The organism is Brevundimonas sp. Root1423 (assembly GCF_001426805.1).
In genome coordinates this window covers 1-20,918 of sequence record NZ_LMFL01000012.1, presented here as the reverse complement: position 1 = coordinate 20,918, position 20,918 = coordinate 1, and the positions used below count along the sequence as shown (strand labels likewise).

At 70.7% G+C, this 20,918-nt stretch carries 21 protein-coding genes; 8 read left to right on the top strand and 13 right to left on the bottom strand.

Annotated features, from left to right (window positions below; all coding sequences use genetic code 11):
• The first annotated feature begins 103 nt into the window (after positions 1 to 103).
• A complete protein-coding gene (locus ASD25_RS07315) occupies positions 104 to 1,027 on the top strand; it encodes a sulfite exporter TauE/SafE family protein (protein WP_056615693.1) in 924 nt (307 codons plus the stop codon).
• Entirely contained in the window at positions 1,024 to 1,833 is an 810-nt protein-coding gene (locus ASD25_RS07310; RefSeq protein WP_156389211.1) for a TIGR02186 family protein, read from the top strand. Before ASD25_RS07315 ends, ASD25_RS07310 begins: the two co-directional genes overlap by 4 nt.
• Here ASD25_RS07310 and hisC read toward each other — a convergent pair whose 3' ends face one another.
• From hisC to ASD25_RS07295, 3 genes are read right to left on the bottom strand one after another with little or no spacing between them, the layout of a single operon-like run.
• On the bottom strand, positions 1,834 to 2,925 hold the full coding sequence (hisC, locus tag ASD25_RS07305) for a histidinol-phosphate transaminase (protein WP_056615691.1): 1,092 nt from the start codon (positions 2,923 to 2,925) through the stop codon (positions 1,834 to 1,836). It lies immediately after the preceding gene.
• A 20-nt stretch (positions 2,926 to 2,945) separates the two neighbouring features.
• Complete coding sequence (locus ASD25_RS07300; protein WP_056615689.1) at positions 2,946 to 3,629, bottom strand: hypothetical protein; 684 nt, start codon at positions 3,627 to 3,629, stop codon at positions 2,946 to 2,948.
• Entirely contained in the window at positions 3,629 to 4,666 is a 1,038-nt protein-coding gene (locus tag ASD25_RS07295; protein ID WP_056615686.1) for a DUF2125 domain-containing protein, read from the bottom strand. The genes ASD25_RS07300 and ASD25_RS07295 overlap by 1 nt, the downstream gene beginning before the upstream one ends.
• A gap of 223 nt (positions 4,667 to 4,889) precedes the next feature.
• On the opposite strand from ASD25_RS07295, the gene ASD25_RS07290 reads away from it, so the two are divergent.
• Entirely contained in the window at positions 4,890 to 5,324 is a 435-nt protein-coding gene (locus ASD25_RS07290) for a VOC family protein (RefSeq protein ID WP_056617051.1), read from the top strand.
• 145 nt (positions 5,325 to 5,469) lie between these two features.
• Here the strand turns inward: ASD25_RS07290 and ASD25_RS07285 are convergent, their stop codons facing one another.
• Entirely contained in the window at positions 5,470 to 8,295 is a 2,826-nt protein-coding gene (locus tag ASD25_RS07285) for an ATP-dependent DNA helicase (RefSeq protein ID WP_200943588.1), read from the bottom strand.
• A gap of 91 nt (positions 8,296 to 8,386) precedes the next feature.
• Between ASD25_RS07285 and ASD25_RS07280 the strand changes: the two genes are divergently transcribed.
• Together ASD25_RS07280 and pdeM are read left to right on the top strand one after the other, a co-directional pair.
• Positions 8,387 to 10,939, top strand: coding sequence for a DEAD/DEAH box helicase (locus tag ASD25_RS07280; protein ID WP_056615683.1), 2,553 nt, complete (start codon positions 8,387 to 8,389; stop codon positions 10,937 to 10,939).
• Entirely contained in the window at positions 10,936 to 11,667 is a 732-nt protein-coding gene (gene pdeM, locus ASD25_RS07275) for a ligase-associated DNA damage response endonuclease PdeM (RefSeq protein WP_056615680.1), read from the top strand. The genes ASD25_RS07280 and pdeM overlap by 4 nt, the downstream gene beginning before the upstream one ends.
• Here the strand turns inward: pdeM and ASD25_RS07270 are convergent.
• From ASD25_RS07270 to ASD25_RS07255, 4 genes are read right to left on the bottom strand one after another with little or no spacing between them, the layout of a single operon-like run.
• A complete protein-coding gene (locus tag ASD25_RS07270) occupies positions 11,606 to 12,376 on the bottom strand; it encodes a 1-acyl-sn-glycerol-3-phosphate acyltransferase (protein ID WP_056615677.1) in 771 nt (256 codons plus the stop codon). The two genes, pdeM and ASD25_RS07270, sit on opposite strands and share 62 nt — an antisense overlap.
• Before the next feature lies 1 nt (position 12,377).
• Positions 12,378 to 13,007 (bottom strand): YdcF family protein, encoded by a 630-nt coding sequence (locus tag ASD25_RS07265; protein WP_056615674.1) that lies wholly within the window; start codon positions 13,005 to 13,007, stop codon positions 12,378 to 12,380.
• 9 nt (positions 13,008 to 13,016) lie between these two features.
• Positions 13,017 to 13,898: an ABC transporter permease gene (locus ASD25_RS07260; RefSeq protein ID WP_056615670.1), complete on the bottom strand. Its 882-nt coding sequence runs from the start codon at positions 13,896 to 13,898 to the stop codon at positions 13,017 to 13,019.
• Positions 13,895 to 14,605, bottom strand: a complete 711-nt coding sequence (locus ASD25_RS07255) for a cell division ATP-binding protein FtsE (RefSeq protein WP_056615667.1) — start codon at positions 14,603 to 14,605, stop codon at positions 13,895 to 13,897. The genes ASD25_RS07260 and ASD25_RS07255 overlap by 4 nt, the downstream gene beginning before the upstream one ends.
• Before the next feature lie 67 nt (positions 14,606 to 14,672).
• Here ASD25_RS07255 and ASD25_RS07250 point away from each other — a divergent pair, with 67 nt between their 5' ends.
• Together ASD25_RS07250 and ASD25_RS07245 are read left to right on the top strand one after the other, a co-directional pair.
• Complete coding sequence (locus tag ASD25_RS07250; RefSeq protein WP_056615665.1) at positions 14,673 to 15,614, top strand: MJ0042-type zinc finger domain-containing protein; 942 nt, start codon at positions 14,673 to 14,675, stop codon at positions 15,612 to 15,614.
• Positions 15,607 to 16,137 carry a phosphoribosyltransferase gene (locus tag ASD25_RS07245; RefSeq protein ID WP_056615662.1) on the top strand — a complete coding sequence of 177 codons (531 nt, stop codon included), beginning with the start codon at positions 15,607 to 15,609 and terminating at the stop codon, positions 16,135 to 16,137. The genes ASD25_RS07250 and ASD25_RS07245 overlap by 8 nt, the downstream gene beginning before the upstream one ends.
• Here ASD25_RS07245 and lysA read toward each other — a convergent pair.
• Genes lysA through argH form a run of 3 tightly spaced genes read right to left on the bottom strand, consistent with a single transcriptional unit; the run spans position 16,134 to position 19,026 of the window.
• Complete coding sequence (gene lysA / locus ASD25_RS07240; RefSeq protein WP_056615658.1) at positions 16,134 to 17,408, bottom strand: diaminopimelate decarboxylase; 1,275 nt, start codon at positions 17,406 to 17,408, stop codon at positions 16,134 to 16,136. The two genes, ASD25_RS07245 and lysA, sit on opposite strands and share 4 nt — an antisense overlap.
• 3 nt (positions 17,409 to 17,411) lie before the next feature.
• On the bottom strand, positions 17,412 to 17,648 hold the full coding sequence (locus ASD25_RS07235) for a hypothetical protein (RefSeq protein ID WP_056615655.1): 237 nt from the start codon (positions 17,646 to 17,648) through the stop codon (positions 17,412 to 17,414).
• A gap of 10 nt (positions 17,649 to 17,658) precedes the next feature.
• On the bottom strand, positions 17,659 to 19,026 hold the full coding sequence (gene argH / locus ASD25_RS07230) for an argininosuccinate lyase (RefSeq protein WP_056615652.1): 1,368 nt from the start codon (positions 19,024 to 19,026) through the stop codon (positions 17,659 to 17,661).
• Positions 19,027 to 19,084: 58 nt separating this feature from the next.
• On the opposite strand from argH, the gene ASD25_RS07225 reads away from it, so the two are divergent.
• Positions 19,085 to 19,705 (top strand): TlpA disulfide reductase family protein, encoded by a 621-nt coding sequence (locus ASD25_RS07225; RefSeq protein ID WP_056615648.1) that lies wholly within the window; start codon positions 19,085 to 19,087, stop codon positions 19,703 to 19,705.
• 4 nt (positions 19,706 to 19,709) lie between these two features.
• Here the strand turns inward: ASD25_RS07225 and ASD25_RS07220 are convergent, their stop codons facing one another.
• Both ASD25_RS07220 and msrA read right to left on the bottom strand, forming a co-directional pair.
• Positions 19,710 to 20,000: a hypothetical protein gene (locus ASD25_RS07220; protein WP_056615646.1), complete on the bottom strand. Its 291-nt coding sequence runs from the start codon at positions 19,998 to 20,000 to the stop codon at positions 19,710 to 19,712.
• 64 nt (positions 20,001 to 20,064) lie between these two features.
• Complete coding sequence (msrA, locus tag ASD25_RS07215) at positions 20,065 to 20,706, bottom strand: peptide-methionine (S)-S-oxide reductase MsrA (RefSeq protein WP_056615643.1); 642 nt, start codon at positions 20,704 to 20,706, stop codon at positions 20,065 to 20,067.
• Between the last annotated feature and the right edge of the window lie 212 nt (positions 20,707 to 20,918).

Sequence of the window (20,918 nt, the reverse complement as noted above, 5' to 3'; positions counted from 1 at the left end):
AGGCGCATCGGGTGGCAGGGGCCATCGGGTGGGTCTAGGACAACCAGACTTCCATCGTCGCCTTCCCGGCGCCTGACTTCAGTTCCAGCCGAAGGCGCGTCCTTTGGATATCTATCTGCCAATCGCCGAGGTTTCGGTGAACTGGCCGCTCCTGGTCCTGCTGGGGGCGGTGGTCGGATTCGTGTCCGGCCTGTTCGGCATCGGCGGCGGCTTCCTGATGGCCCCCGTCCTGATCTTCCTCGGCATCCCGCCGGCCGTCTCGGTGGCCAGCCAGGCCAGTCACGTCGTCGCCTCCTCGACCTCGGGCGTGATCAGCTACACCAGCCAGAAGGCGGTGGACTACAAGATCGGATGTCTGATGGCCGCCGGCGGGGTGCTGGGCGCGCTTCTCGGCGTCGAGCTGTTCCGATACCTGCGCCTGCTGGGTCAGGCGGATCTGGTCGTGGCCCTGTCCTATCTGCTGTTGCTCGGCTCGGTCGGCTCCATGATGCTCTACGAGAGCCTCGGCCAGATCATGCGCCGGGTGCGCGGCGAGGTTGCTCCGCACAGGGAGCGCCGACGGCCGCTGTGGCTGTACGGCCTGCCCCTGAAGATGCGCTTCCCGCGCTCGGGCCTCTACATCAGCGCCATTCCGCCGTTTGCGCTGGGCGGCTTCGTCGGGATTCTGTCGGCCATCATGGGGGTGGGCGGCGGCTTCATCCTGGTTCCGGTGATGCTGTATGTGCTGCGAATGCGGGCCGGGGTGGTGGTGGGCACCAGCCTGTTCCAGATCATCATCGTCACCGCCATGACCACCATCCTTCAGGCCGGCCGCAATCAGACCGTCGACATCGTCCTGTCGACCCTGTTGCTTCTGGGGGGCGTGGTCGGGGCCCAGTACGGAGCAAAACTGTCGGGTCGGTTCCGCGCCGAGGAGCTGCGGCTGCTGCTTGGCCTGATCGTTCTGGGGGTCGGCATCTATATGGGGCTGGAGCTGTTCGTCCGGCCGTCGGATCTGTTCGCCTTTGCGCCGGGGGTGGCCCAGTGATCGCCGCGCTGCCGCCGCCGCCGCCCGCCATCGTCGCGCCCGCGCCGGAACGCTCGGTCGGCACGACGGATCAGGTGCGAGTCGCCGCCGCCCTGACCGACGCCCGGGTGATGGTCGACTCCAGCTTCCGCGGCGCCTCGATCGTCCTGTACGGTGCGGTCTTCAATCCGGGCGACCAGCCCGCCGACGTGGTGGTGGTGGTGCGCGGGCCGGACGGGCCCGTGCGTCTGGTCAAGAAGACGCGCAACACCGGCGTCTGGCTGAACAGCCGGCCGGTGCTGTTCGAGGGCGCGCCGGGCTTCTACATGACCGCCTCCACGCGGCCGCTGTCCGACATCGCGGACTTCGGCCAGTTGCGGCGGCTGGGCGTGGGCGTCGATCACCTGCGGATCAATGCGCCGCAGGAGAGCCGCACGGTCACCCGCTACGGCGTGCGCGACGTGGTCGTCAGCCGGCTGGGCGAGGACTATCTGGACTTCCGCCGCGCGGTGATCCGGCTGCGCGAGGCGGCGGCCCTGTACAACACCGACCCGGACGGCGTGGAGTTCGTGGACCGGGGCCTGTTCCGGGCCGAGGTCAAACTGCCCGCCGTGGCCCCGACGGGCCGCTATTTCGCCGAGGTCTGGCTGTTCCAGGAGGGGGAGCCGGTGTCGGTCAGCAATCTGACCCTGACGGTCGAAAAGGTCGGCTTCGAGCGCGACGTCTTCGAGTTCGCCCATCGCCACCCGTGGACCTACGGACTGCTATGCGTCCTGCTGGCGGCCTTCACCGGCTGGGCGGCCAGCCGGGTGTTCAGGCGGCAGTAGTCAGCGCGCCGCGAACTCGCTGAGCGCATCGATGACAGCCCGGTTCTGGTCCTCGGTGCCGACGGTGATCCGCAGGCAGTCGGGCAGGCCGTAGCCGCCGACGGGGCGGACGATGATGCCCTTCGAGTTCAGATAGTCGTTGGCGGCGGCGGCGTTGCGGGCCTCGTCCGGGAAGCGGACCAGAACGAAATTGCCGGCGGACGGGAAGACGTCGAAGCCGAAGCCCTTGATGGCCTGGGTCAGGCGCGGGCGCCAGGCCTCGACCAGTTCGCGCGAGGCCTTCTGGTGCGCCTCGTCTCCGAGCGCGGCGAGGGCGGCTTCAAGGCCGGGAACCGAGACGTTGAAGGGCAGGCGGATGCGATCGACCGCCTCGGCCACCTTCAGCGGGGCGTAGCCGAAGCCGATGCGCAGGCCGCCGAGGCCGTGGATCTTGGAGAAGGTGCGGGTGACGACGATGTTGTCGGCGTCGCGGGCGAGGGGGAAGCTGGTTTCCCAGTCGGGCTCGGCGACGAACTCGGCATAGGCCTCGTCGATGACCAGCAGGACGTGCGGCGGAAGCGACGCGTGCAGGCGGCGTGTTTCCTCGGCGGTGTTGTAGCTGCCGGTCGGGTTGGAGGGGCTGGAGATGTAGACGATCTTCGTCCGCTCATCGACCTGCGCCAACAGGGCGTCGACCTCGGCCTTGAAGCCCGGCTCGGGGGCCAGCTTGACCGACGCCTGGTTGGCGAGGGCACTGATGCGGTAGGCGAGGAAGCCGTACTGGCCGGTGACGATGTTGTCGCCCGGCGTCAGATAGGTCTGGTTCAGCAGGGCGAAGACCTCGTCCGAGCCGTTGCCGAAAATCAGGCGATCGGGCTCGAGGCCATGGTGGTCGGCGACCGCGTCGCGCAGCTTCGTCGCGCGGCCGTCGGGGTACATGTGGATGTTGTCGACCGCCAACCGGTAGGCCTCGCGGGCCTTTTCGCCCGCGCCCAGGGCGTTCTCGTTCGACGACAGCTTCATGGGCGTGGCGACGCCCTCGATGCGCGACTTGCCGCCGACATAGGGGGCGATGTCGAGGATGCCGGGTTTGGAGGCGGGTGCGTCGGTCATGGGCGCTTTCAGAAGTCCGGCTAGAATTGGGGGGCGGCGCCGATGACGCCGCTGAGGCCGCCGGGCGCGGATGAAAGCCGCCCGTCCTCGGCCTGCACATAGCCCGCGAGCATGAACAGCTTCAAGCCGCCCGCCGCGATCAGGGGGCTGGCGGCCAGGCCGGCGGCGGCGAGGGCCTCGACGATTGTGGCCGCGGGGGCGGCGCTGTCGGTGATCCAGAAGGTGCGGTCGTCGCCGGTCGGGCCGGGTTCGGCCTTCTGGACCATGAGGGCGCGCGGGACGCCGTGGCGGTCATCGGGGAGGGCGCCGACGACGCGCAGGGCGGGCTCGGCCAGCAGCCGGCCCCACCACGCCGATGACGGCGTCAGGTCCAGCAGGGCGCGGGCCCCGTCGCGGACGACGGCGAGGGCCTGATCCGGGTCGGCGGCGGTGCGGGCGGTCAGGCCGTAGCGATCAGCGGCCAGGGTCTGGCTGGCCGAACCCCAGACCACCAGCGGCGCGCCCGACACAGCGTCGATGCGGCCCAGCACGGCCCGGAGCACGGCGGACCCGGCCGGAGGCTCGCCCGCCAGCGTCTGACGCAGGGCGATGGCGTCGGCGTCGGGCCGCGGGCGCGGGCCGGCGGCCAGACGGGCGCGGACGGCGTTCGCCACGGCCCGGTCGAGAGCCAGCCGTTCGGCGTCCTCGTCGGGCTCGATCAGCATCAGAACAGCTTCGGCGCGGGGGCGAGGGCGAAGGGCCCCAGCCAGGTGCGGCCGTCGCGGAAGCGGATGACCAGATCGACGCCCCGGTCGCCCGAGACGGCCGTGGCCGCCGCGGCCCCGGCGGCCCCAAGACGGTTGACGGCCCCGGACTGTGAGCGGGCCAGACCGGCGATCGCGGCGCCGGGTTTCTCGGCGGTCAGGGCGACCTCGCCCTGCAGCCGACCGTCGGCGTCGGCGGACAGGCCGGCGCTGTCGATGCGGGCGCGGCTGTCGCCGGCCTCAAGTTCGCCCTTGATGGCGGTGAAGCGGCCGCCCGAGGCGGTCCAGGCGGCGAAGACGCCGGCGCTGTCCATGCCGCTGAGCTTGCTGGCGTTGACGACCGTGCCCTCGATCCGGGCGGTCAGACGGCCCTGCTGCGTGGCGCCCTCGACCGGACCGCCGGGACGGCCGCGGGCGTCGATCAGGCTGAAGGCCACGTCCATCTCGTCGGTCACGGCGCGCCCGTCGGTCAGGTGCGGGCGGACGTTGAGCAGGATGCGTTCGGCCGAGGCGATGGGGAAGGGTTCGGCGTCCTGATGGGCGGTGAAGGTCGGGCGGATCAGCTCGACCCGCAGGTCGGGGAAACGTTCGCGCAGATGGCTGACGCTGAGGCGCAGCCCGTCGCCGTTGATGCCCACCTTGCCCTTGTCGGCGCGGGTCAGGGTCAGGCCGTCGGGGGCGACGACCACCCAGCGGTCCGGGTTGTAGGCGTTGGCCTCGGCGACCAGTTCCGGCGCGGCGATCCCGTGACCGGAGGGCGCGGCGATGTCGGCGTGGGGAATGGAAACGCGCGCCCGGAAGGGCCAGCCTGTGGTGGTGCGCGAGGCGTAGGTGATGCGCCAGCCGTCCTGCCTCATGGCCGCCACCTGGGCGTCCAGCCGGGCCTCGATCTGCTGCGTCAGATAGAACCACCAGCCGGTCCAGGCGGCCAGCAGCACCCCGACGATCACGAAGGGGACGAGCAGGCCTCTGCGGCTGTGGCGGGGTTCGGCAGACATCAGGGCTCCGGGATAAAGGTGTTCTACGATCTGAAACGTCTGAAACCCGGAACCGGGCCGGCGAAAAACAGTCTCAAGAGTCTCATCAGTCTCATCCGTCCCGAAGCACAGGGGCGGCGGGCAAAACGATATGGTGAAGCCAGCGCGGCTGAGCAAGTCGGGACGTGCGGGAACTGGGCCCGGATCTCTGTCGTTTTTCGTCCCGGAAAAGCGGGAGCCCATGATGGAAACGCAGTCGCTGCACCGGGGTCGTCTGATCGACCACATCCAGCTGGTGGTGAGGGATCTGGACGCGACGCGCCGGTTCTATGACGCTGTGTTCGAGGTCCTCGGCCTGCCGCTGGGCGGGGAGGGCGACAACTATTTCTGGGTCGATGAGCTGTTCATCTCCACCGCCGATAGCGAGGCGGCGGCGGGCAAGCTGACCGGACGGCATCACCTCGCCTTCCAGGCGCAGGACCGGGCGATGGTGGACGCCTTCCACAAGGTCGGATGCGCGGCGGGCGGCACGGACAATGGCGCGCCCGGAGAGCGGCCGTATCACCCCGGCTATTACGCCGCCTTCCTGCTGGATCCGGACGGCAACAATATCGAGGCGGTGTTCCACGGCGAGGCCGAGCGGTCGGCGAAGAGCGTGGAAATCAGGTTCGAACAATAAGTCTCCTCCCTGTTCGCGCAGCGAACGGGGAGGTGGCGCGGCGCTTGCGCCGTGACGGAGGGGGAGAAGCAGGGAGCGCGGCTTGGAGCCCCTCCACCGCTTCGCGGTCCCCCTCCCCATCGGCTTCGCCGACAGGGAGGAGACATCAGGCGAGGAAGCTCCCCACCAGCTCCACCGCCTCGGCCAGACCCATGCGCTGGACCTCCGTGCCCGGCGGCAGGCTGGCGAACAGGCGGGTCGGGGCGGCGGCGTCCAGCATGACGAAGACGCCCTTGTCGTCGGCGCGGCGGATCAGCCGGCCGAACGCTTGCGCCATGCGGGCGCGGGCGAGGGCGTCGTCGAAATTGCGACCTCCTGCGCCCTCGCCGCCGAAGCGCAGACGGCGCGCCTTGTGCAACAGGTCAGGGCGCGGCCAGGGCACGCGGTCGAAGGCGAGGATGCGGAGGGACCGGCCCGGCACGTCGACGCCGTCGCGCACCGCATCGGTGCCCAGAAGGCAGGAGTCCTGTTCGGCGCGGAACACATCGACCAGCGCCCCCACCTCCAGCGGATCGACGTGCTGGGCGTAGAGGGGGATGCCCTGTTTCGCGAGGTCGGGACCCAGCCGCTCATAGACCGCCTTCAGCCGGCGGATGGCGGTGAACAGGCCGAGGCCCCCGCCGCCGGCCGCGAGGAAGAGTTCGCGCATGGCCGCCGCCGTCTGGCGGGTGTCGTCCTTGATCAGATCGTTGACGACGATGACCCGGCTGTTGGCGGCGTAGTCGAACGGGCTTTCGACCTTCAGCGTCCGCGCGGGTTCGATGAGCCGGGCTGAGCCGGTGCGCAGGCGCGCCATGTCGAAAGGATCGTCCGAGTTCGGATCGGATAGCGTCGCGCTGGTCACCAGCACGCCGTGCGCCGGCATGATGACGGCGGCCTCCAGCGGAACGGTCGGGTCGATCCAGTGACGGCGCAGGGCCACGTCCATGATGCGGCCGAAGGCGGCCTCGGCCGACAGCCAGTCGAGGAAGTCGGGGTCCGGTTCGTCGGACGATACTTCCAACGCCGCGAGCATGGAGCGCCAGCCGGGCAGGGTCATGCGGGCGCGCCTATCAAGGCCGCGCAGGGCGCCTTCTATGCGGGCGCGGGATGCGCCGTCCAGCTCGGACGCCTCGTCGTCGAGGATGTCTTCGAGGTGCCGCGACAGGGCCAGCAGCGGCGCCTCGACGGCGGCCAGCGCCGCGGCGGCTTCGCGGGCGGCTTCCAGCACCGGTTCGGTGACGGGGCGCAGCGAACACTCCATGCCGAACTCGGCGCCGCTGCCCGAGGCGTTCTCGGACGTCCGTGCACGGAGCTGTTCCAGCGCGGCCAGCAGGAAGCGTTCGATCGGCCCGACCGGATTGACCTCGCCCGAGGCCGGGGCGATGCGGCCCGAGACGCCTTCTCCGGGCAGCTGGGCGGCGGCGCGGACCGCGTCCTGAAGCGCCTTGGTCGCCGCCTCGTTGTCGGCGCACAGGTCGCCGAGACGCTGCTCCAGACCGCGCCCCCGCCGGCCGCGTCCCTCGGGCCCGCGCAGCCAGCGGCGCAGTTCGGCGGCCTCCTGACCCGACAGACAGGCCGAGAAGGCGCTGTCGGCGGCGTCGAACAGATGGTGCCCCTCGTCGAAGACGATCCGTTTCAGGGCCGCCGTCTCGCCGTCCTGCTTCAGGCCGCGCGCCGAGCGCGCGCCGTCGAAGGCGGCCTGGGTCATGACGAGGGCGTGGTTGGCCACCACCAGATCGGCCCGGCGGCTGGCGCGGATCGTCTTCTCGACGAAACAGGTGCGGTAGTGGGGGCAGGCGGCGTGAACGCACTCGCCGCGCCGGTCGACCAGATTGGCCGCGCTGGCCTGATGGCTCGGCCCCGTGGCGAACAGGCCGGGCAGCCAGCCCGGATAGTCGCCGCCGGTCATGTCGCCGTCGCGCGAATGCATGGCCCAGCGGCTGGCCAGCGCCATGCCGATCAGGTCGCCGTTCCCCAGCTGGGCGGCCTGAACCATCTCCTGCAGGTTCAGCAGGCAGAGGTAGTTTTCGCGTCCCTTGCGGACGACGGTCTTCTTCCTGCGCTCGACGGGATCGGGCCACAGGGCGGCGCTCTCGCGGTCGATCTGGCGTTGCAGGGCGCGGGTGTAGGTCGAGACCCAGGCGGCCCCCTGGTTGCGCTCGGCCCAAAGGCTGGCGGGGGCGAGGTAGCCCAGCGTCTTGCCCGTGCCGGTGCCCGCCTCGGCCAGCAGGAAGCGGGGCCGGCCCTCCTCGTTGCGCGGCGAGAAGGCGAAGGCGGCCTCGGCGGCGTAGTCGGACTGGGTCGGGCGGGTCTCGTCGAGACCCGAGGCCTGAAGCAGTTTCTCCAGACGGATGCGGGCGGACTCGGAATCGACCGGGGCCGAGCCGGCCTCGCCGCGCGGGGCCTCGTCTTCCCATTCGGGCAGGCGGGACCATGCGTCGAGACCGCTGCCGCGATGCTGGCGTTCGCGGACGGGGTGATGCTGCAGGGCGCCCGAGACGCGCCATGACCACGACCAGCCGGCGCGGCCGAGGGTCTCGGCGAGGGTGAAGGCGTCTTCGCGTCCGGGGTAGGCGGGGTCTGCGAGTTCCTTGAGCAGGCCGGCCGCGGCGTCCATCAGGGCCTGCGCCTGAGCCTCGGCGCCCTTCGGTTCGCTCATGCCCATGGCCAGCGCCAGACCGCTGGGCGAGGGGGCGCAGAAACGGGCGGGGCGGACGAAGGCGAACAACTCCAGCACGTCGAGCAGTTCGGCCGAGCGCGGCGGCGGGGCGATGCCGAGGCGGCGGGCGGTCAGGCTGGCGTGGGCGACCATGACCGGGGCGGTGGTGAAGGCGCCCTCGGCCGCGCCGCGCCCGATCTTTCGCGGACCGTCGGCGTCGCAGATCGCGCCGGACCCGGGCGGGATGGCGAGCGCGGGCGGCAGGACCAGCCACGGCTCGGCGCCGGTCAGGACGGCGGAGGATGTGAGGGAGTCGACGGACACCTGCGATAGATAGCCGTTCCGCAGGTGAAACGGAACGGGAACATGCTATAGGCGCGATGTGACGCCGCCGCCCGCTCCTGCAACGCTTTCACCCCTCTTCGCCGACTGGTTCGCGCGGCGCGGCTGGTCGCCGAGGCGACACCAGCTGGAGATGATCGCGGCCGCCGACGCCGGGTCGCATGCCCTGCTGGTCGCGCCGACCGGGGGCGGGAAGACGCTGGCGGGGTTCCTGCCGTCTCTGGTCGAGCTGGCCGAGCGGGGGCCGAGGCCGGCGTTCGGGCCGGGCAGCGGGATCCACACGCTTTATCTGTCGCCGCTGAAGGCGCTGACCACGGACGTCGAGCGCAACCTCATGACGCCGATCCGCGAAATCGGTCTCAACATCCATGTCGAGAGCCGCACCGGGGATACGAACCAGTCGAAGAAGGCGCGGCAGCGGGAGTTTCCGCCGGACATCCTGCTGACGACCCCGGAGCAGCTGGCTCTGTTCTGCGCCTGGGACGGGGCGCGGGCCTATTTCGCCGATCTGAAATGCGTGGTGCTGGACGAGGTGCATGCGATCTGGAGCGGCAAGCGGGGGGACCTGCTGTCTCTGGGGCTGGGCCGGCTGCAGCAGTTCGCGCCGGGGATGCGGCGGGTGGCCCTGTCGGCGACGGTGGATGACCCGGAGATGATCGCGGACTGGCTGCGACCGGGTGCGGTTGCCTACCCCTCCACCCCTTCGGGGTCCCCCTCCCCATTTCATGGGGAGGAGACGGCGCGTCCTGTCTCCTCCCTGTCGCGAAGCGATGGGGAGGGGGACCGCGAAGCGGTGGAGGGGTCACCGCTCGCACGAGAAGTGACCATCGTCCGCGGCGACCCCGGCGCGCCCCCCGTGGTGGATGTGCTGGTCAGCGAGGGCAAGGTGCCGTGGGCCGGGCACACCGGCCAGCACGCCATCCCGGAGGTCTATGAGGCGATCAAGCGGTCGGGGATGAGCCTGATCTTCGTCAACACGCGTTGGCAGGCGGAGTTCGTCTTCCAGCAGCTGTGGTCGATCAATGACGACGACCTGCCCATCGGCCTGCACCACGGCTCGCTGGCGGCGGAGCAAAGGCGCAAGGTCGAGGCGGCGATGGCGCGGGGCGAGCTGCGGGCCGTGGTCTGCACCTCGACCCTGGACCTGGGCATCGACTGGGGCGACGTCGATCTGGTCATCCAGCTGGCGGCGCCCAAGGGGGCCTCGCGGCTGGTGCAGCGGATCGGCCGGGCCAACCACCGGCTGGATGAGCCGTCCCGCGCGCTGATGGTGCCGGCCAGCCGGTTCGAGATGCTGGAATGCCAGGCCGCGCGGGAGGCGGTGGCCGAGAACGCTTTCGACTGGGAGCCGGTGCATACGGGGACGCTGGATACGCTGGCCCAGCACGTCATGGGCTGCGCCTGTTCCGAGCCGTTCCTGATGGATGATCTGTATACGGAGGTCATCGGCTGCGGCCCCTATCGCGAGCTGACCTATGAGCAGTTCGAGGAGGTGGTCGATCTTGTGGCCACCGGCGGCTACGCCCTGCGCACCTATGAGCGGTTCGCGCGGGTCGTGCGGACGCGGGACGGGAAGTGGAAGGTGCGCAACGCCCAGACGGCGCAGCGGCACCGGATGAACGTCGGGGCCATCGTGGCGGCGGCGACGCTGAACGTGCGCATCGCCTCGCGAAGAGGCGGGGCGGCGAAACAGCTGATCGGCGGACGCAAGGTGGGCGAGGCCGAGGAGAGTTATTTCGAGCAGATGACGCCCGGCGACACCTTCATCTTCGCCGGTCAGGTCTGGGCCTTCCAGGGCATCAGCGGCATGGATGCGCTGGTCACCCATGCGCAGGACAAGGACCCGAAGATCCCGTCGTGGGGCGGGTCGAAATTCCCCATGTCGACCTCGCTGGCCGACCGGGTGCGGGCCATGATCCAGGACCGCGACCACTGGCGCGTCCTGCCGCCCGACGTTCAGGAATGGCTGGAGCTGCAGGAGGAGCGGTCGCTCATTCCCGACGCGCAGACCATGCTGGTCGAGACGTTTCCGCGCGGTTCGCGGCATTTCCTCGTCGCCTATCCGTTCGAGGGCGGGCTGGCCCATGCGACGCTGTGCATGCTGCTGACGCGGCGGCTGGACCGGCTGGGGATCGGGCCGCTGGGGTTCGTCTGCACCGACTATTCGCTGGCCATCTGGTCGATCAAGCCGATGGACGAGCTGGATCTGGACCGGCTGTTCGAGCCCGACATGCTGGGCGACGATCTGGAAAGCTGGCTGGAGGAGAGCTTTATGATGAAGCGCACCTTCCGCAATTGCGCCCTGATCTCGGGCTTGATCGAGCGGCGCCAGCCGGGGAACGAGAAGACGCTGGACGTGGCGCGGCTGGGGCAGATGCTGGCGCGGATCCAGGGCCAGATCCGGCACGTGAAGCTGGAGCGGCCCTCGCCCTTCTGCGTGCCCGTGCTGGTGCAGATCGGGCGCGAGCGGGTCGGGGGCGGGCAGGCGGCCGAGATGATCCTCGACGCGTCGGCCTATGGCTTCGACGAGGCCGATCTGATCGCCGAGGTCATGGCTGACGTTCCGCCCGACTTCCTTGGGGCGGCGCAATGAACGCGGCGCTCAGGCAGGCGCTGTCGCCGGCGCGGCATCCGTGCGGCGGGCTGCGGGTGCATATCGAGGGCGAGGCCTGCGTGCTGCGCTGTTCGGGAGCGCTGTGGGTGCTGAACCATCGCACCCTGATCGCCGCGGACCTGCATCTGGAGAAGGGCTCGGCCTTCGCCGCGCGCGGCCAGATGCTGCCGCCCTACGACAGCCGGGCGACGCTGGACCGGCTGGAAGCCGAGATCGACGCCCTGCAGCCGAAGGCGGTGGTCCTGCTGGGCGACAGCTTCCACGATGCGAAATCGGTGGGCCGGATGGCGGCCGACGACAAGGCGCGGCTGGACCGGCTGGCGACAGGACGCGACTGGATCTGGCTGGAGGGCAACCACGACATCGCCGCCCTCGCCGGATCGATGGACGATCTTGTCGGCGAGGTGGTCGAGACGATGGACCTCGGCTCGCTGCGCCTGATCCACGAGCCGCAGGCGGGCGTGCGGCCGGGCGAGATCGCGGGCCACCTGCACCCGGCGGCGCGGGTGGCGGCCTACGGGCGCGGCGTGCGGCGGCCGTGTTTCGTGACGGATGGTCGGCGCGCGGTGCTGCCGGCGTTCGGAGCGTTCACAGGCGGGCTGGATGTGAGAGACCCGGCGATCGCCGGCCTGTTCGGCGACCCGCCTATGGCTGCGGCGCTCGGGCGGGATCGGGTGCATGCGCTGGCATGGAAATCCCTGCGATAGGACCGTCCGCCAGCAGGGCGTTCGACGCGCCTTCCAGCCGCGCCTCCAGCACTTCCATGAACTCCCCCCGCTTCAGCCCCGCCGGGATCGCCGGCAGGAACTCATAGACGATCGTCCCGGGATACCGGCGGAAGCCGTGGGCCGGCCAGTGGACGCCGGAGTTGGTGGCCATGGGGGTGCAGTCGGCCTCGAGGTCGCGGTAGAGGGCGGCGATGCCGGGCTTGTAGTCGGCGGGGGCGCCCACGGGCGCGCGGGTGCCTTCGGGGAAGATCAGGATCTGGCGGCCCTCGGCGTGACGTGCGCGGGCCTGACGGACCATGTCCTTCAGCGCCTTCGAATGGGCCGAGCGGTCGACCGCGATCATCTTCGTCTTCGTCGCGAACCAGCCGAAGAAGGGCAGGGGGGCCAGTTCCTGCTTCATGATGAAGCAGTTGTCGGGCAGGACGGCGAAGGGGGCGATCACGTCCAGCATCGACTGGTGCTTGCCGGCGATCAGGGCCGAGCCGGTGGGCCGGTGCTCGAGCCCCCGGAACTCGACCTTGACCCCGGCGATCCAGCGCAGGCCGAAGAGGCAGAATTTCGACCAGCTGCGGATCACCCACATCGACTGGCGGTAGGGCATCAGCAGGGCCGGCGACAGGCCGACGGCGAACAGGGCCATCGACAGATAGAGCCAGGCGACGAACAGCAACGACCGGATGGTGGTCACGTCAGGCCGCCTTTTCGGCGGGCGCATCCGCGGGTGCGGCGTCGGGGGACGGGCGGCCGCCGCCGATCGTGGCCCGGCCGAGGGCGGCCAAGTATTTCATATATTCCAGCGTCATCCGCCGGGCGGTGACCGCGGCCTTCCACCAGCGCGAATTGTCCAGCGACGGCGTCTCGACCGCATAGGGAGTCAGGCGCACGCCGGGAGCGGCGGCGCGGATCTCGGTCAGGGCGCGGGGCATGTGATAGTCCGAGGTGACCACGATCAGGCTGTCATAGTCCTTGGACGCGGCCCAGGCGGCGATCTCCTGGGCGTTGCCGAGGGTGTCCTCGGCCTCGAAGCCCAGATCGACGCAGCAGTTGAACAGCTTGTTCGAGCCCGGGGTCAGGGCGCGCAGTTCCTGACGGCGGACCTCGCGGTTGACGCCCGAGATCAGCACGCGCTCGCCCTTGTCCTGCTCCAACAGGCGGATGGCGGCGTTGACGCGCTCGGCCGAGGGACCGGTCAGGGCGACGATGGCGTCGGCGCGCTCGGGCTCGGGCGCAGGCGTGAAACCGCGCACCCGGTCGGCGAAGGCGAACAGTCCGATCGCCCAGATGAGCGCCAGAGTCGCGATGAAGGTCAGAAACTTCATGCGGTTAACCTAGTGACGCCCCTTCAATCGCGCCAGCGCCGTGAAGCGCGCCGCTGCAAGCGCTACCGTAGCGGCCAGCAGCGGGCATGGCGAGAGGATCAGCACGTCGCTCCACATCAGCGGCAGGGCGGGGGTGACGCCCTCGGCGCCGCCGAGGAAACGCAGGCCCGCGACCAGAATCATGGCGGTCAGGGCGCCGATGCCGCCCGCGACGGCCGCCACGAGCCCGTAGCGAACCTGATAGAGGCCGGCGATGGCGCTGTCCGAGGCGCCGTTCAGGCTGAGGGTCTCGATGACGCCCGTCTGGGCCGCCATGCCCGCGCGGGTGGCGTAGGCCACGGCGGCCGCCGCGGCGCCGGCGGTCAAGAGGAAGGCGGCCAGGGCCAGGACGGTGATCAAGGCGGCGGACCGCTCGACTTCGCCGCGCCACAGGCTGTGGTCGTCGACGGTGGCGTCGAGACCGGCGCTGGACAGGGCGCGGCTCAGGCTGACGGCGCTGGCGGGTGCAGCCCGGTCCAGCCGCACGGTGACCAGATGGGGGATGGGCAGGTCGGGCAGGACGGCGTCGCCCAGCCAGGGCCGCAGCAGGGCCTCGGCGGTCTTGCGGTCCATGGCCTCGGCCTCGGTCACGCCGGTGACACCAGCCAGCGTCTCGGCAGCGCGGGCTGCGGCCTCGGCGCCGGTCTCACCGACGCGGGGGCGAACCTGAACCGTGGCCTCGGAGCGAAGCTGGCGTGCCCAGCCGTGGGCGGCCCGGTCGGCGGCGATCGCTCCGACCGCCGACAGGCAGGCGAGGAAGCACAGGACGGCGATCAGGGACGCCAGCCAGCGCTCGCCGCCCGCGTCGCGGGGCAGCAGGGAGGCGCGTCGTGCGAACAGGCCGGAGATCACGCCTCGCCTCCGCTCAGACGGCCGCCGTCGAGGCGCAGGATGGTCGCGCCCGACCGTTCGGCGAGGGCCTCGTCATGGCTGGCGATCAAGACGGTGGTCCCCAGCCGGTTCAGGGTCTGGAACAGCTTCAGCAGCCGCTCGCCCATCTGCGCATCGACGCTGCCGGTCGGTTCGTCGGCCAGGATCAGGTCCGGGCCCGCGACCACGGCGCGGGCGATGGCCAGCCGCTGCTGCTCGCCGCCGGACAGGGACGGCGGCAGGTCGTCCATCCGGTCGCCCAGACCCACCCAGTCCAGCATCTCCTCGACGTCCCCGGCGTAGTCGATCTGCTTTCCACCCGCGAGCCGCAGCGGCAGGGCCACGTTGTCAAACACCGACAGATGGTCGAGCAGGCGGAAATCCTGGAAGACCACGCCAATGCGCCGGCGGAAATCGGGCAGGTCGCGGCGCGGAGCCGCGGTGGCGTCCTCGCCGAACAGGTGCAGGGTCCCGACATCAGGACGGGCCTGCAATGTCAGAAGTTTCAGCAGGGTCGACTTTCCCGCCCCGGACGGCCCGGTAAGGAAGTGGAAAGAGCCCGATGGCAAGGTGAGGTTAACGTCCCGCAGTGTGCGGTGCGTCGCCGCATAGCCGAAACCCACGCCTGACAGGCGGACGGTGTCGGTCGCGGAGGCGGATCGTGTGGCGCGGCGGGGCTGGACGGACATCGATTTTGGGTCAGGACGCGGTTCGCACCGCGACGGGAGGGGGCGAAGAGCCTCGCAGTCAGCCGACATGATACTGACCTGCCCGTCCTGCGCCACCAGCTATTTCACCCCCGACGAGGCGATCGGGCCCGGCGGCCGCACCGTGCGCTGCAAGGACTGCAAGCACACGTGGCGGGCCACGCTGGACGAGCCGCTGGAGCTGTCGGTCTCGTCGAACCCGGCCGAGGTCCACATTTTCAGCGCGCGCGAAGAGGTCGAACCCGAATCGCTGGCCGAGACGCCCGCGCCCGAACTGCCCCGCGCCTTCCGCGCCCGCGCCGAACAGCAGCGCCGCCTGCGCCGCGCCGCGACCCACGGCGTGGTCTGGGCCGGGATCGCCTCTGGGTTCGCCGCCCTTCTGGCCAGCGCATGGCTGTTCCGGGTCGAGGTGGTCGAGATGGCCCCGCGCGCGGCCCAGGCCTATGCCGCCGTCGGCCTGACGGTGAACCCGACGGGTCTCGACTTCGAAGCCATCACCGCCAAACCCCTGCCCAGCGATCCGGGCAAGGTGCTGGTCTCGGGCGCGCTGAGGAATGTGCGCGACAATGAACGGACCGCTCCGCCGGTGCGGGTGGCCCTGCTGGATGCGCAGGGCGCCGAGATCGGTCACGCGGTCGTCCGCATCGACGCCGCTCCCGTCCTGCCGGGCAAGGTGCAAGGTTTCGCCGCCGTGATCGCCGATCCGGGCGCGCGCGGTCAGGGCATCGGCGTCGATTTCGTGCTGGATGCGCCTGCCGCTACGGCGGCCGCCAAACCTCATGCGCCCGCGCCGGTCCGGGCCGATACCCGCCGCGCCGCCCCGCCCGCCGTTCACGCGCCCAGTTCCGCGCCGCTGCACGAGGCCGGCGCCGTCGGCCTGCGGCCCGCCCTGTCGCCGGGATCGTCGGCGCCGCTGGACATGCAGCCGATCGACGCCGTTCCGGTGGTGGACACGCATGGGGTCGAGGCGGTATCCGCCACGAATGGCTGAGACCCCCGCGCCGACCGTTCTCCTGCCCGAAGCCGAGGTTCAGCGCGTCGTCGCCGAACTGGCGGCGCAGATCGCGCCCGTCATCGACGACGAAACCGTCGCCGCCGTCCTGCTGACCGGCGGGTTGTGGTTTGCCGCCGACCTGACCCGCGCCCTGTCGCGTCTGGGCCGTAATGTCCGCTTCGACGCCCTGTGGCTGGCCTCCTACGGCGACGAGAAGGAGAGCCGGGGCAAGATCGACGTCTACGCCCCGTTCCAGCGGCCGATCGCGGGCCGTCGGGTGCTGATCATCGACGACGTCTTCGACACCGGCCTGTCGCTGGCCGAGGCGGTGCGGATCGCCACCGAGGCGGGCGCGTCCGAGGTCCTGACCGTGGTCTTCGCCAAAAAGCCCTGGCCCCTGCCGCGCGCGCCGGAACCGGACTTCGTCGGCTGGGAGGCGCCGAACCGGTTCCTCGTGGGATACGGTCTCGATAACGCCGGGGCCCTGCGCGGCCTGCCGGACGTCTGCGCGCTGGACTAGAGCCAGTCGGCGCGGGGCTCGCGGGCCCACATCTCGTCGTATGTGGGCCGCGACCGCACGACGGCCCAGCGATCGCCGTCCACCAGCACTTCCGGGACCAGAGGCCGGGAATTGTATTCGCTGGCCAGCACCGCCCCGTAGGCGCCCGCACTCATGAAGGCGACGAGGTCGCCGGCCTGAAGGGGCGGGAGCATCCGGTCACGGGCGAAGATGTCGGTGGACTCGCAGATCGGCCCGACCAGATCATAGGCCAGCAACTCGCCCTCACGCGGGCGCACCGGGACCAGATCGTGGAAGGCGTCGTACAGCGCCGGGCGCATCAGGTCGTTCATGCCCGCGTCCAGTACGAGGAACCGCCTGCCGTCGGCGCGCTGGTTGACCTGGATGACGCGGCTCAGCAGCAGGCCGGCGTTGGCGGCCAGAAGCCGGCCCGGCTCGAAGGCCGCCTCGACATCCAGGCCTTCGAGCACCCTCGCGCACATGGTGGCGTAGTCGGCGATCGAGGGGGTGTCCGTCTGGCCGTGATAGGGCACGCCCAGCCCGCCGCCGAGGTCGAGGCGGGTGACTGAATGGCCGTTGGCGCGGATGGTCCGGACCACGTCGCGCAGGGTGCGGAAGGCGGCTTCCATCGGCTCCAGCGAGGTGATCTGGCTGCCGATGTGGCAGGCCAGCCCGACCGGCGTCAGATGCGGCGAGGCCGAGGCGCGGGCGTAAAGCGCGATCGCCTCCTCGACCGGCACGCCGAATTTGTCGGTCGCGCCGCCGGTAGTGATCTTCGCATGACCGCCGGCGCCGATCTTCGGATTGACCCGGATCGCGATGGCCGGGGCCGCGCCCATTGAAGCGGCGACGGTGATCAACCGGTCCAGTTCGGCGCCGCTCTCGACGTTGATCTGGCGCACCCCGACCTCGATGGCGAAGGCCAGTTCGGCGTCGGTCTTGCCCACGCCGGAGAAGATGATGCGGTCGCCGGGGACGCCCGCCGCCAGCGCCCGCCGGATCTCGCCCTCGGACACGGTGTCCGCGCCGCAGCCCAGCCGGGCCAGCGTCGCCAGTACCGACAGGTTGGAGTTGGCCTTGACCGCGAAGGCGATCAGGGCGTCGCCCAGCGCATCCCGGTGGCTGTCCACGGCCGCGCGCAGCAGGCCGTAGTGCCGCGTCAGGGTCGCACTGGAATAGACGTAAGCGGGCGTGCCGACGGCCTCGGCGAGCGCTTCCAGCGGCACGCCCTCGGCGTGGAGCGCGCCGTCGATCCGGTCGAAATGGTGCAAGGTCTAGCGGTTCGGCTGGGCGCCCGGGCCGTTGTAGGGACTGGTCGGCCCTCCCTCGATCGGCGCGGTGCTGGGCGGACGGTAGACGGTGGCGGGCTCGGGCAGGCCGGGGGCGCGGCCGTCGCGCTGGCTACGCTCGGTCTTCTTTGCGGGCGGGGCCTCGAGGTCGGCCATCCGGCCGCAACCGGCGGCGGAAACGGCGAACAGGGCGAGGACGCCCAGGCTGACGATGCTTTTCATCCCAATGCCCCTACGCAAGACGCGCCTTCCATTCGGCGATACGCGCGCGGACCTGTTCCGGCGCCGTCCCTCCGAAGCTCTGGCGACTGGCGCAGGAGGCTTCAGCGGTGAGGACCTTGTACACCTCTTCCGTAATTCCCGCCTCAAGCGATTGCAGTTCGGACAGGGGAATTTGCGACAGGTCCAGCCCCAGCGCCTCGGCCCGCTTCACCGCCGCGCCCGTGACATGGTGCGCCTTGCGGAACGGCAGGTTCAGTTCGCGCACCAGCCAGTCGGCCAGATCGGTGGCGGTCGAGAAGCCCGCGCCGGCGGCGGCGCGCATCCGCTCCGTATCCGGTTGCAGGGCGGCCACCATGGCGGTCATGGCGCCGAGGGCCAGGGTCAGGGCGTCGAAAGCCTCGAACACCGGCGGCTTGTCCTCCTGCATGTCCTTGGAATAGGCCAGCGGCAGGCCCTTCATCACCGTCGACAGGGCGACCAGCGAGCCCATGATCCGGCCCGTCTTGGCCCGGACCAGCTCGGCGGCGTCGGGGTTGCGCTTCTGCGGCATAATGGACGAGCCGGTGGTCAGATCGTCCGGCAGGCTGGCGAAACCGAACATCGGCGTCATCCAGATCACGATCTCCTCGGCCAGCCGCGACAGGTGGCCGGCGGCGATCGAGGCGGCGGCCAGACTTTCCAGCGCGAAGTCGCGGTCCGAGACGGCGTCCAGCGAATTGGCCATCGGGCGGTCGAAGCCCAGTTCAGACGCCGTCATGTGACGGTCGATGGGGAAGGGCGACCCGGCAAGCGCCGCCGCGCCGAGCGGGTTCTCGTTCATCCGGGCGCGGGCGTCGGCGAAGCGTCCGGCGTCGCGGCCGAACATCTCGACATAGGCCATGAGGTGATGGCCCAGCGTCACCGGCTGGGCCGTCTGCAAATGGGTGAAGCCGGGCATCAGGTCGCTGGCGTGCTGTTCGGCGCGCGTCAGCAGGACCGTCTGCAGGCCCCTCAGCTGCTCGACCGCCCGGTCGCAGGCGTCGCGGACCCAGAGGCGGAAGTCGGTCGCCACCTGGTCATTGCGGCTGCGCGCCGTGTGCAGCCGGCCTGACGGCTCGCCGATCAGTTCGGCCAGCCGCGCCTCGACATTCATGTGAATGTCCTCGAACTGGTCACGGAACGGGAAGGAGCCGTCGCGGATCTCGCCCTCGATCGCTTCCAGCCCGTTCAGGATGGCGTCGGCGTCAGCCCCGGTCACGATGCCGCGCGCCGCCAGCATGCGGCAGTGGGCCCGCGACCCGGCCAGATCCTGGGCCCACAGGCGACGGTCGACGCCGATCGAGACGTTGATCGCCTGCATGATGTCGGCGGGGCGCGCCGAGAAGCGTCCGCCCCACATGTCTTGACCTTGAGCATTCGGATCGGCTTTGGTCGGGGCGGGGGGCGTAGGATCGGACATGAAGGTCTCGAAAGCGGTTCTGGGCGTTGCGGCGGGCGTGCTGCTGATCGGCGTGATCGGCGGCGCTGCGCTGCTATACGCGAAACCCGGCGCGATCGACAAAGCGCCGCCGCCGGTCGCCGCGAAAAGCGAGCTGGCGCGGTTCGCCCGCGGCTCGATCGCCTCGCTGGAAACCCCGGCCGCGCTGGAGCCGGCCCCGGCCTATGTGTTCAAGACCCGCGACGGCGCGGACGCCCGGCTGGCGGACTTCCGCGGCAAGGTCGTGGTGGTCAACGTCTGGGCCATGTGGTGCCTGCCGTGCCGCACCGAGATGCCCACCCTGGCCCGTCTGGCCGAGGCCTATGAGGGCCAGGACGTGCTCGTTCTGCCGATCAACGTCGACAATGACGCCGACCGGATCGCCGATGCGAAGAGCTTCATCGACGTCCACGAGCCGCTGCCGCTGTACAGCGACCCGAAATTCCAGCTGCCCTTCGAACTGCCGGGCAAGGGCAAGATGCCCCAGACGGTTGTGCTGGACCGGCAGGGCCGCATCCGCGCGCATTTCTCGGGCGAGGCCGACTGGGCCAGCCCGGAAGTCCGCGCCCTGATCGACGCGCTTCTGGCGGAGTCGGCCTAGGGCCCTAGTTGCCCCGGCTGTCCGTCGCGGTCTCGGCCTTCTGGTCGTCCGCCTTTTCCGCCAGCTTGTCGGTGGCCTCGTCGACTTCCTGCGCGGCCTCGCTGGCGCCGGCGGCGATGGCCGAGCCGACCTGTGCGGCTTCCTCCTTGAGCGAGGCCCCGGCTTCCTCGGCAGCCTGGCCGGTGTCGGCGGCGGCCTCGTTGGCGTCGGCCTGGGCGTTGTCCTGCTCGGCCTGGCTGCAGGCGGCGAGTGACAGGGCGGCGAGGGCGGCGAGGGCGACGGTCTGGATGCGCATGGGAAATCCCCCTTCAGCGTTGGAACCTTGGCGGTAAACGCGGAGGAGGGGACGCGGTTGCGCGTCAGGCTGGCGCGCCCCAGACGGCGCGCAGGCGAGCCGCCCGGCCGCAGAACCGCGTGTATCCCGCATAGCGCTCGGGGTGCAGCCGGGCGAAATCCTGATGGTGGGCCTCCGCCGGCCAGAACCGCGTGGCGTTGCGGACCGGCGTGACGAAGCGGGCGGCCCCGATGCGGGCGGCGGCGGCGGCGCGCGACGCTTCGGCGGCCGGTTTCTGGGCGGCGCTGGCGAAGACGGCCGTCGCGTAGGAGGGGCCCTGGTCGCAGAACTGGCCGTCGGGATCGGTCGGGTCGATGGTCAGCCAGAAGCGATCCACCAGCTGGCGATAGGTGATGCGGGCCGGATCGAAGGTGACCTGGACCGCCTCGAGATGCCCGGTTCCGCCGCGCACCACCTGTTCATAGCCGGGGTTGGCGACTCGTCCTCCGGCAAAGCCGGACACGGCCGCGACCACGCCGGGCATGTGTTCGAAATTGGCTTCCGTCGACCAGAAGCAGCCGCCGGCGAAGACAGCGACCTCGCGCCGGCCGCTGTCCCGGGCTTGGGGAGAGGATGCGGCCGGCGAGGGCGCGCTTTCGGCGGGATCACCGGGCGAGCAGGCGGCGATGGCAAGGAAGATCAGGCTGACGAGGGCGCGGCGCGACATGAAGACGATCTCCGGCGGACGCGTCCGGCGTCCCGCCCCGGATATACGAGACCTCGCAGCGCCGGGTTTCAAGGCCCCAAGCAAAAACCCCCGGCCCTCTTTCGAGGACGGGGGGCTGATGTTGTCTTGCCTTGGTTCCCTTCGGCCCGTGGGCCGAAGGGGGGCCGATCGGCCTTCCGGGATTAGCGGAAGTTGATGCCGATGGTGGCGCG

Coding starts and splice junctions, on each gene's coding strand:
- hisC (WP_056615691.1), bottom strand. CDS start 2,925: ATGACCGACGCACCCGCCTCCAAACCCGGCATCCTCGACATCGCCCCC.
- ASD25_RS07300 (WP_056615689.1), bottom strand. CDS start 3,629: ATGCTGATCGAGCCCGACGAGGACGCCGAACGGCTGGCTCTCGACCGG.
- ASD25_RS07295 (WP_056615686.1), bottom strand. CDS start 4,666: ATGTCTGCCGAACCCCGCCACAGCCGCAGAGGCCTGCTCGTCCCCTTC.
- ASD25_RS07290 (WP_056617051.1), top strand. CDS start 4,890: ATGGAAACGCAGTCGCTGCACCGGGGTCGTCTGATCGACCACATCCAG.
- pdeM (WP_056615680.1), top strand. CDS start 10,936: ATGAACGCGGCGCTCAGGCAGGCGCTGTCGCCGGCGCGGCATCCGTGC.
- ASD25_RS07265 (WP_056615674.1), bottom strand. CDS start 13,007: ATGAAGTTTCTGACCTTCATCGCGACTCTGGCGCTCATCTGGGCGATC.
- ASD25_RS07255 (WP_056615667.1), bottom strand. CDS start 14,605: ATGTCCGTCCAGCCCCGCCGCGCCACACGATCCGCCTCCGCGACCGAC.
- ASD25_RS07250 (WP_056615665.1), top strand. CDS start 14,673: ATGATACTGACCTGCCCGTCCTGCGCCACCAGCTATTTCACCCCCGAC.
- ASD25_RS07245 (WP_056615662.1), top strand. CDS start 15,607: ATGGCTGAGACCCCCGCGCCGACCGTTCTCCTGCCCGAAGCCGAGGTT.
- ASD25_RS07235 (WP_056615655.1), bottom strand. CDS start 17,648: ATGAAAAGCATCGTCAGCCTGGGCGTCCTCGCCCTGTTCGCCGTTTCC.
- argH (WP_056615652.1), bottom strand. CDS start 19,026: ATGTGGGGCGGACGCTTCTCGGCGCGCCCCGCCGACATCATGCAGGCG.
- ASD25_RS07225 (WP_056615648.1), top strand. CDS start 19,085: ATGAAGGTCTCGAAAGCGGTTCTGGGCGTTGCGGCGGGCGTGCTGCTG.
- ASD25_RS07220 (WP_056615646.1), bottom strand. CDS start 20,000: ATGCGCATCCAGACCGTCGCCCTCGCCGCCCTCGCCGCCCTGTCACTC.
- msrA (WP_056615643.1), bottom strand. CDS start 20,706: ATGTCGCGCCGCGCCCTCGTCAGCCTGATCTTCCTTGCCATCGCCGCC.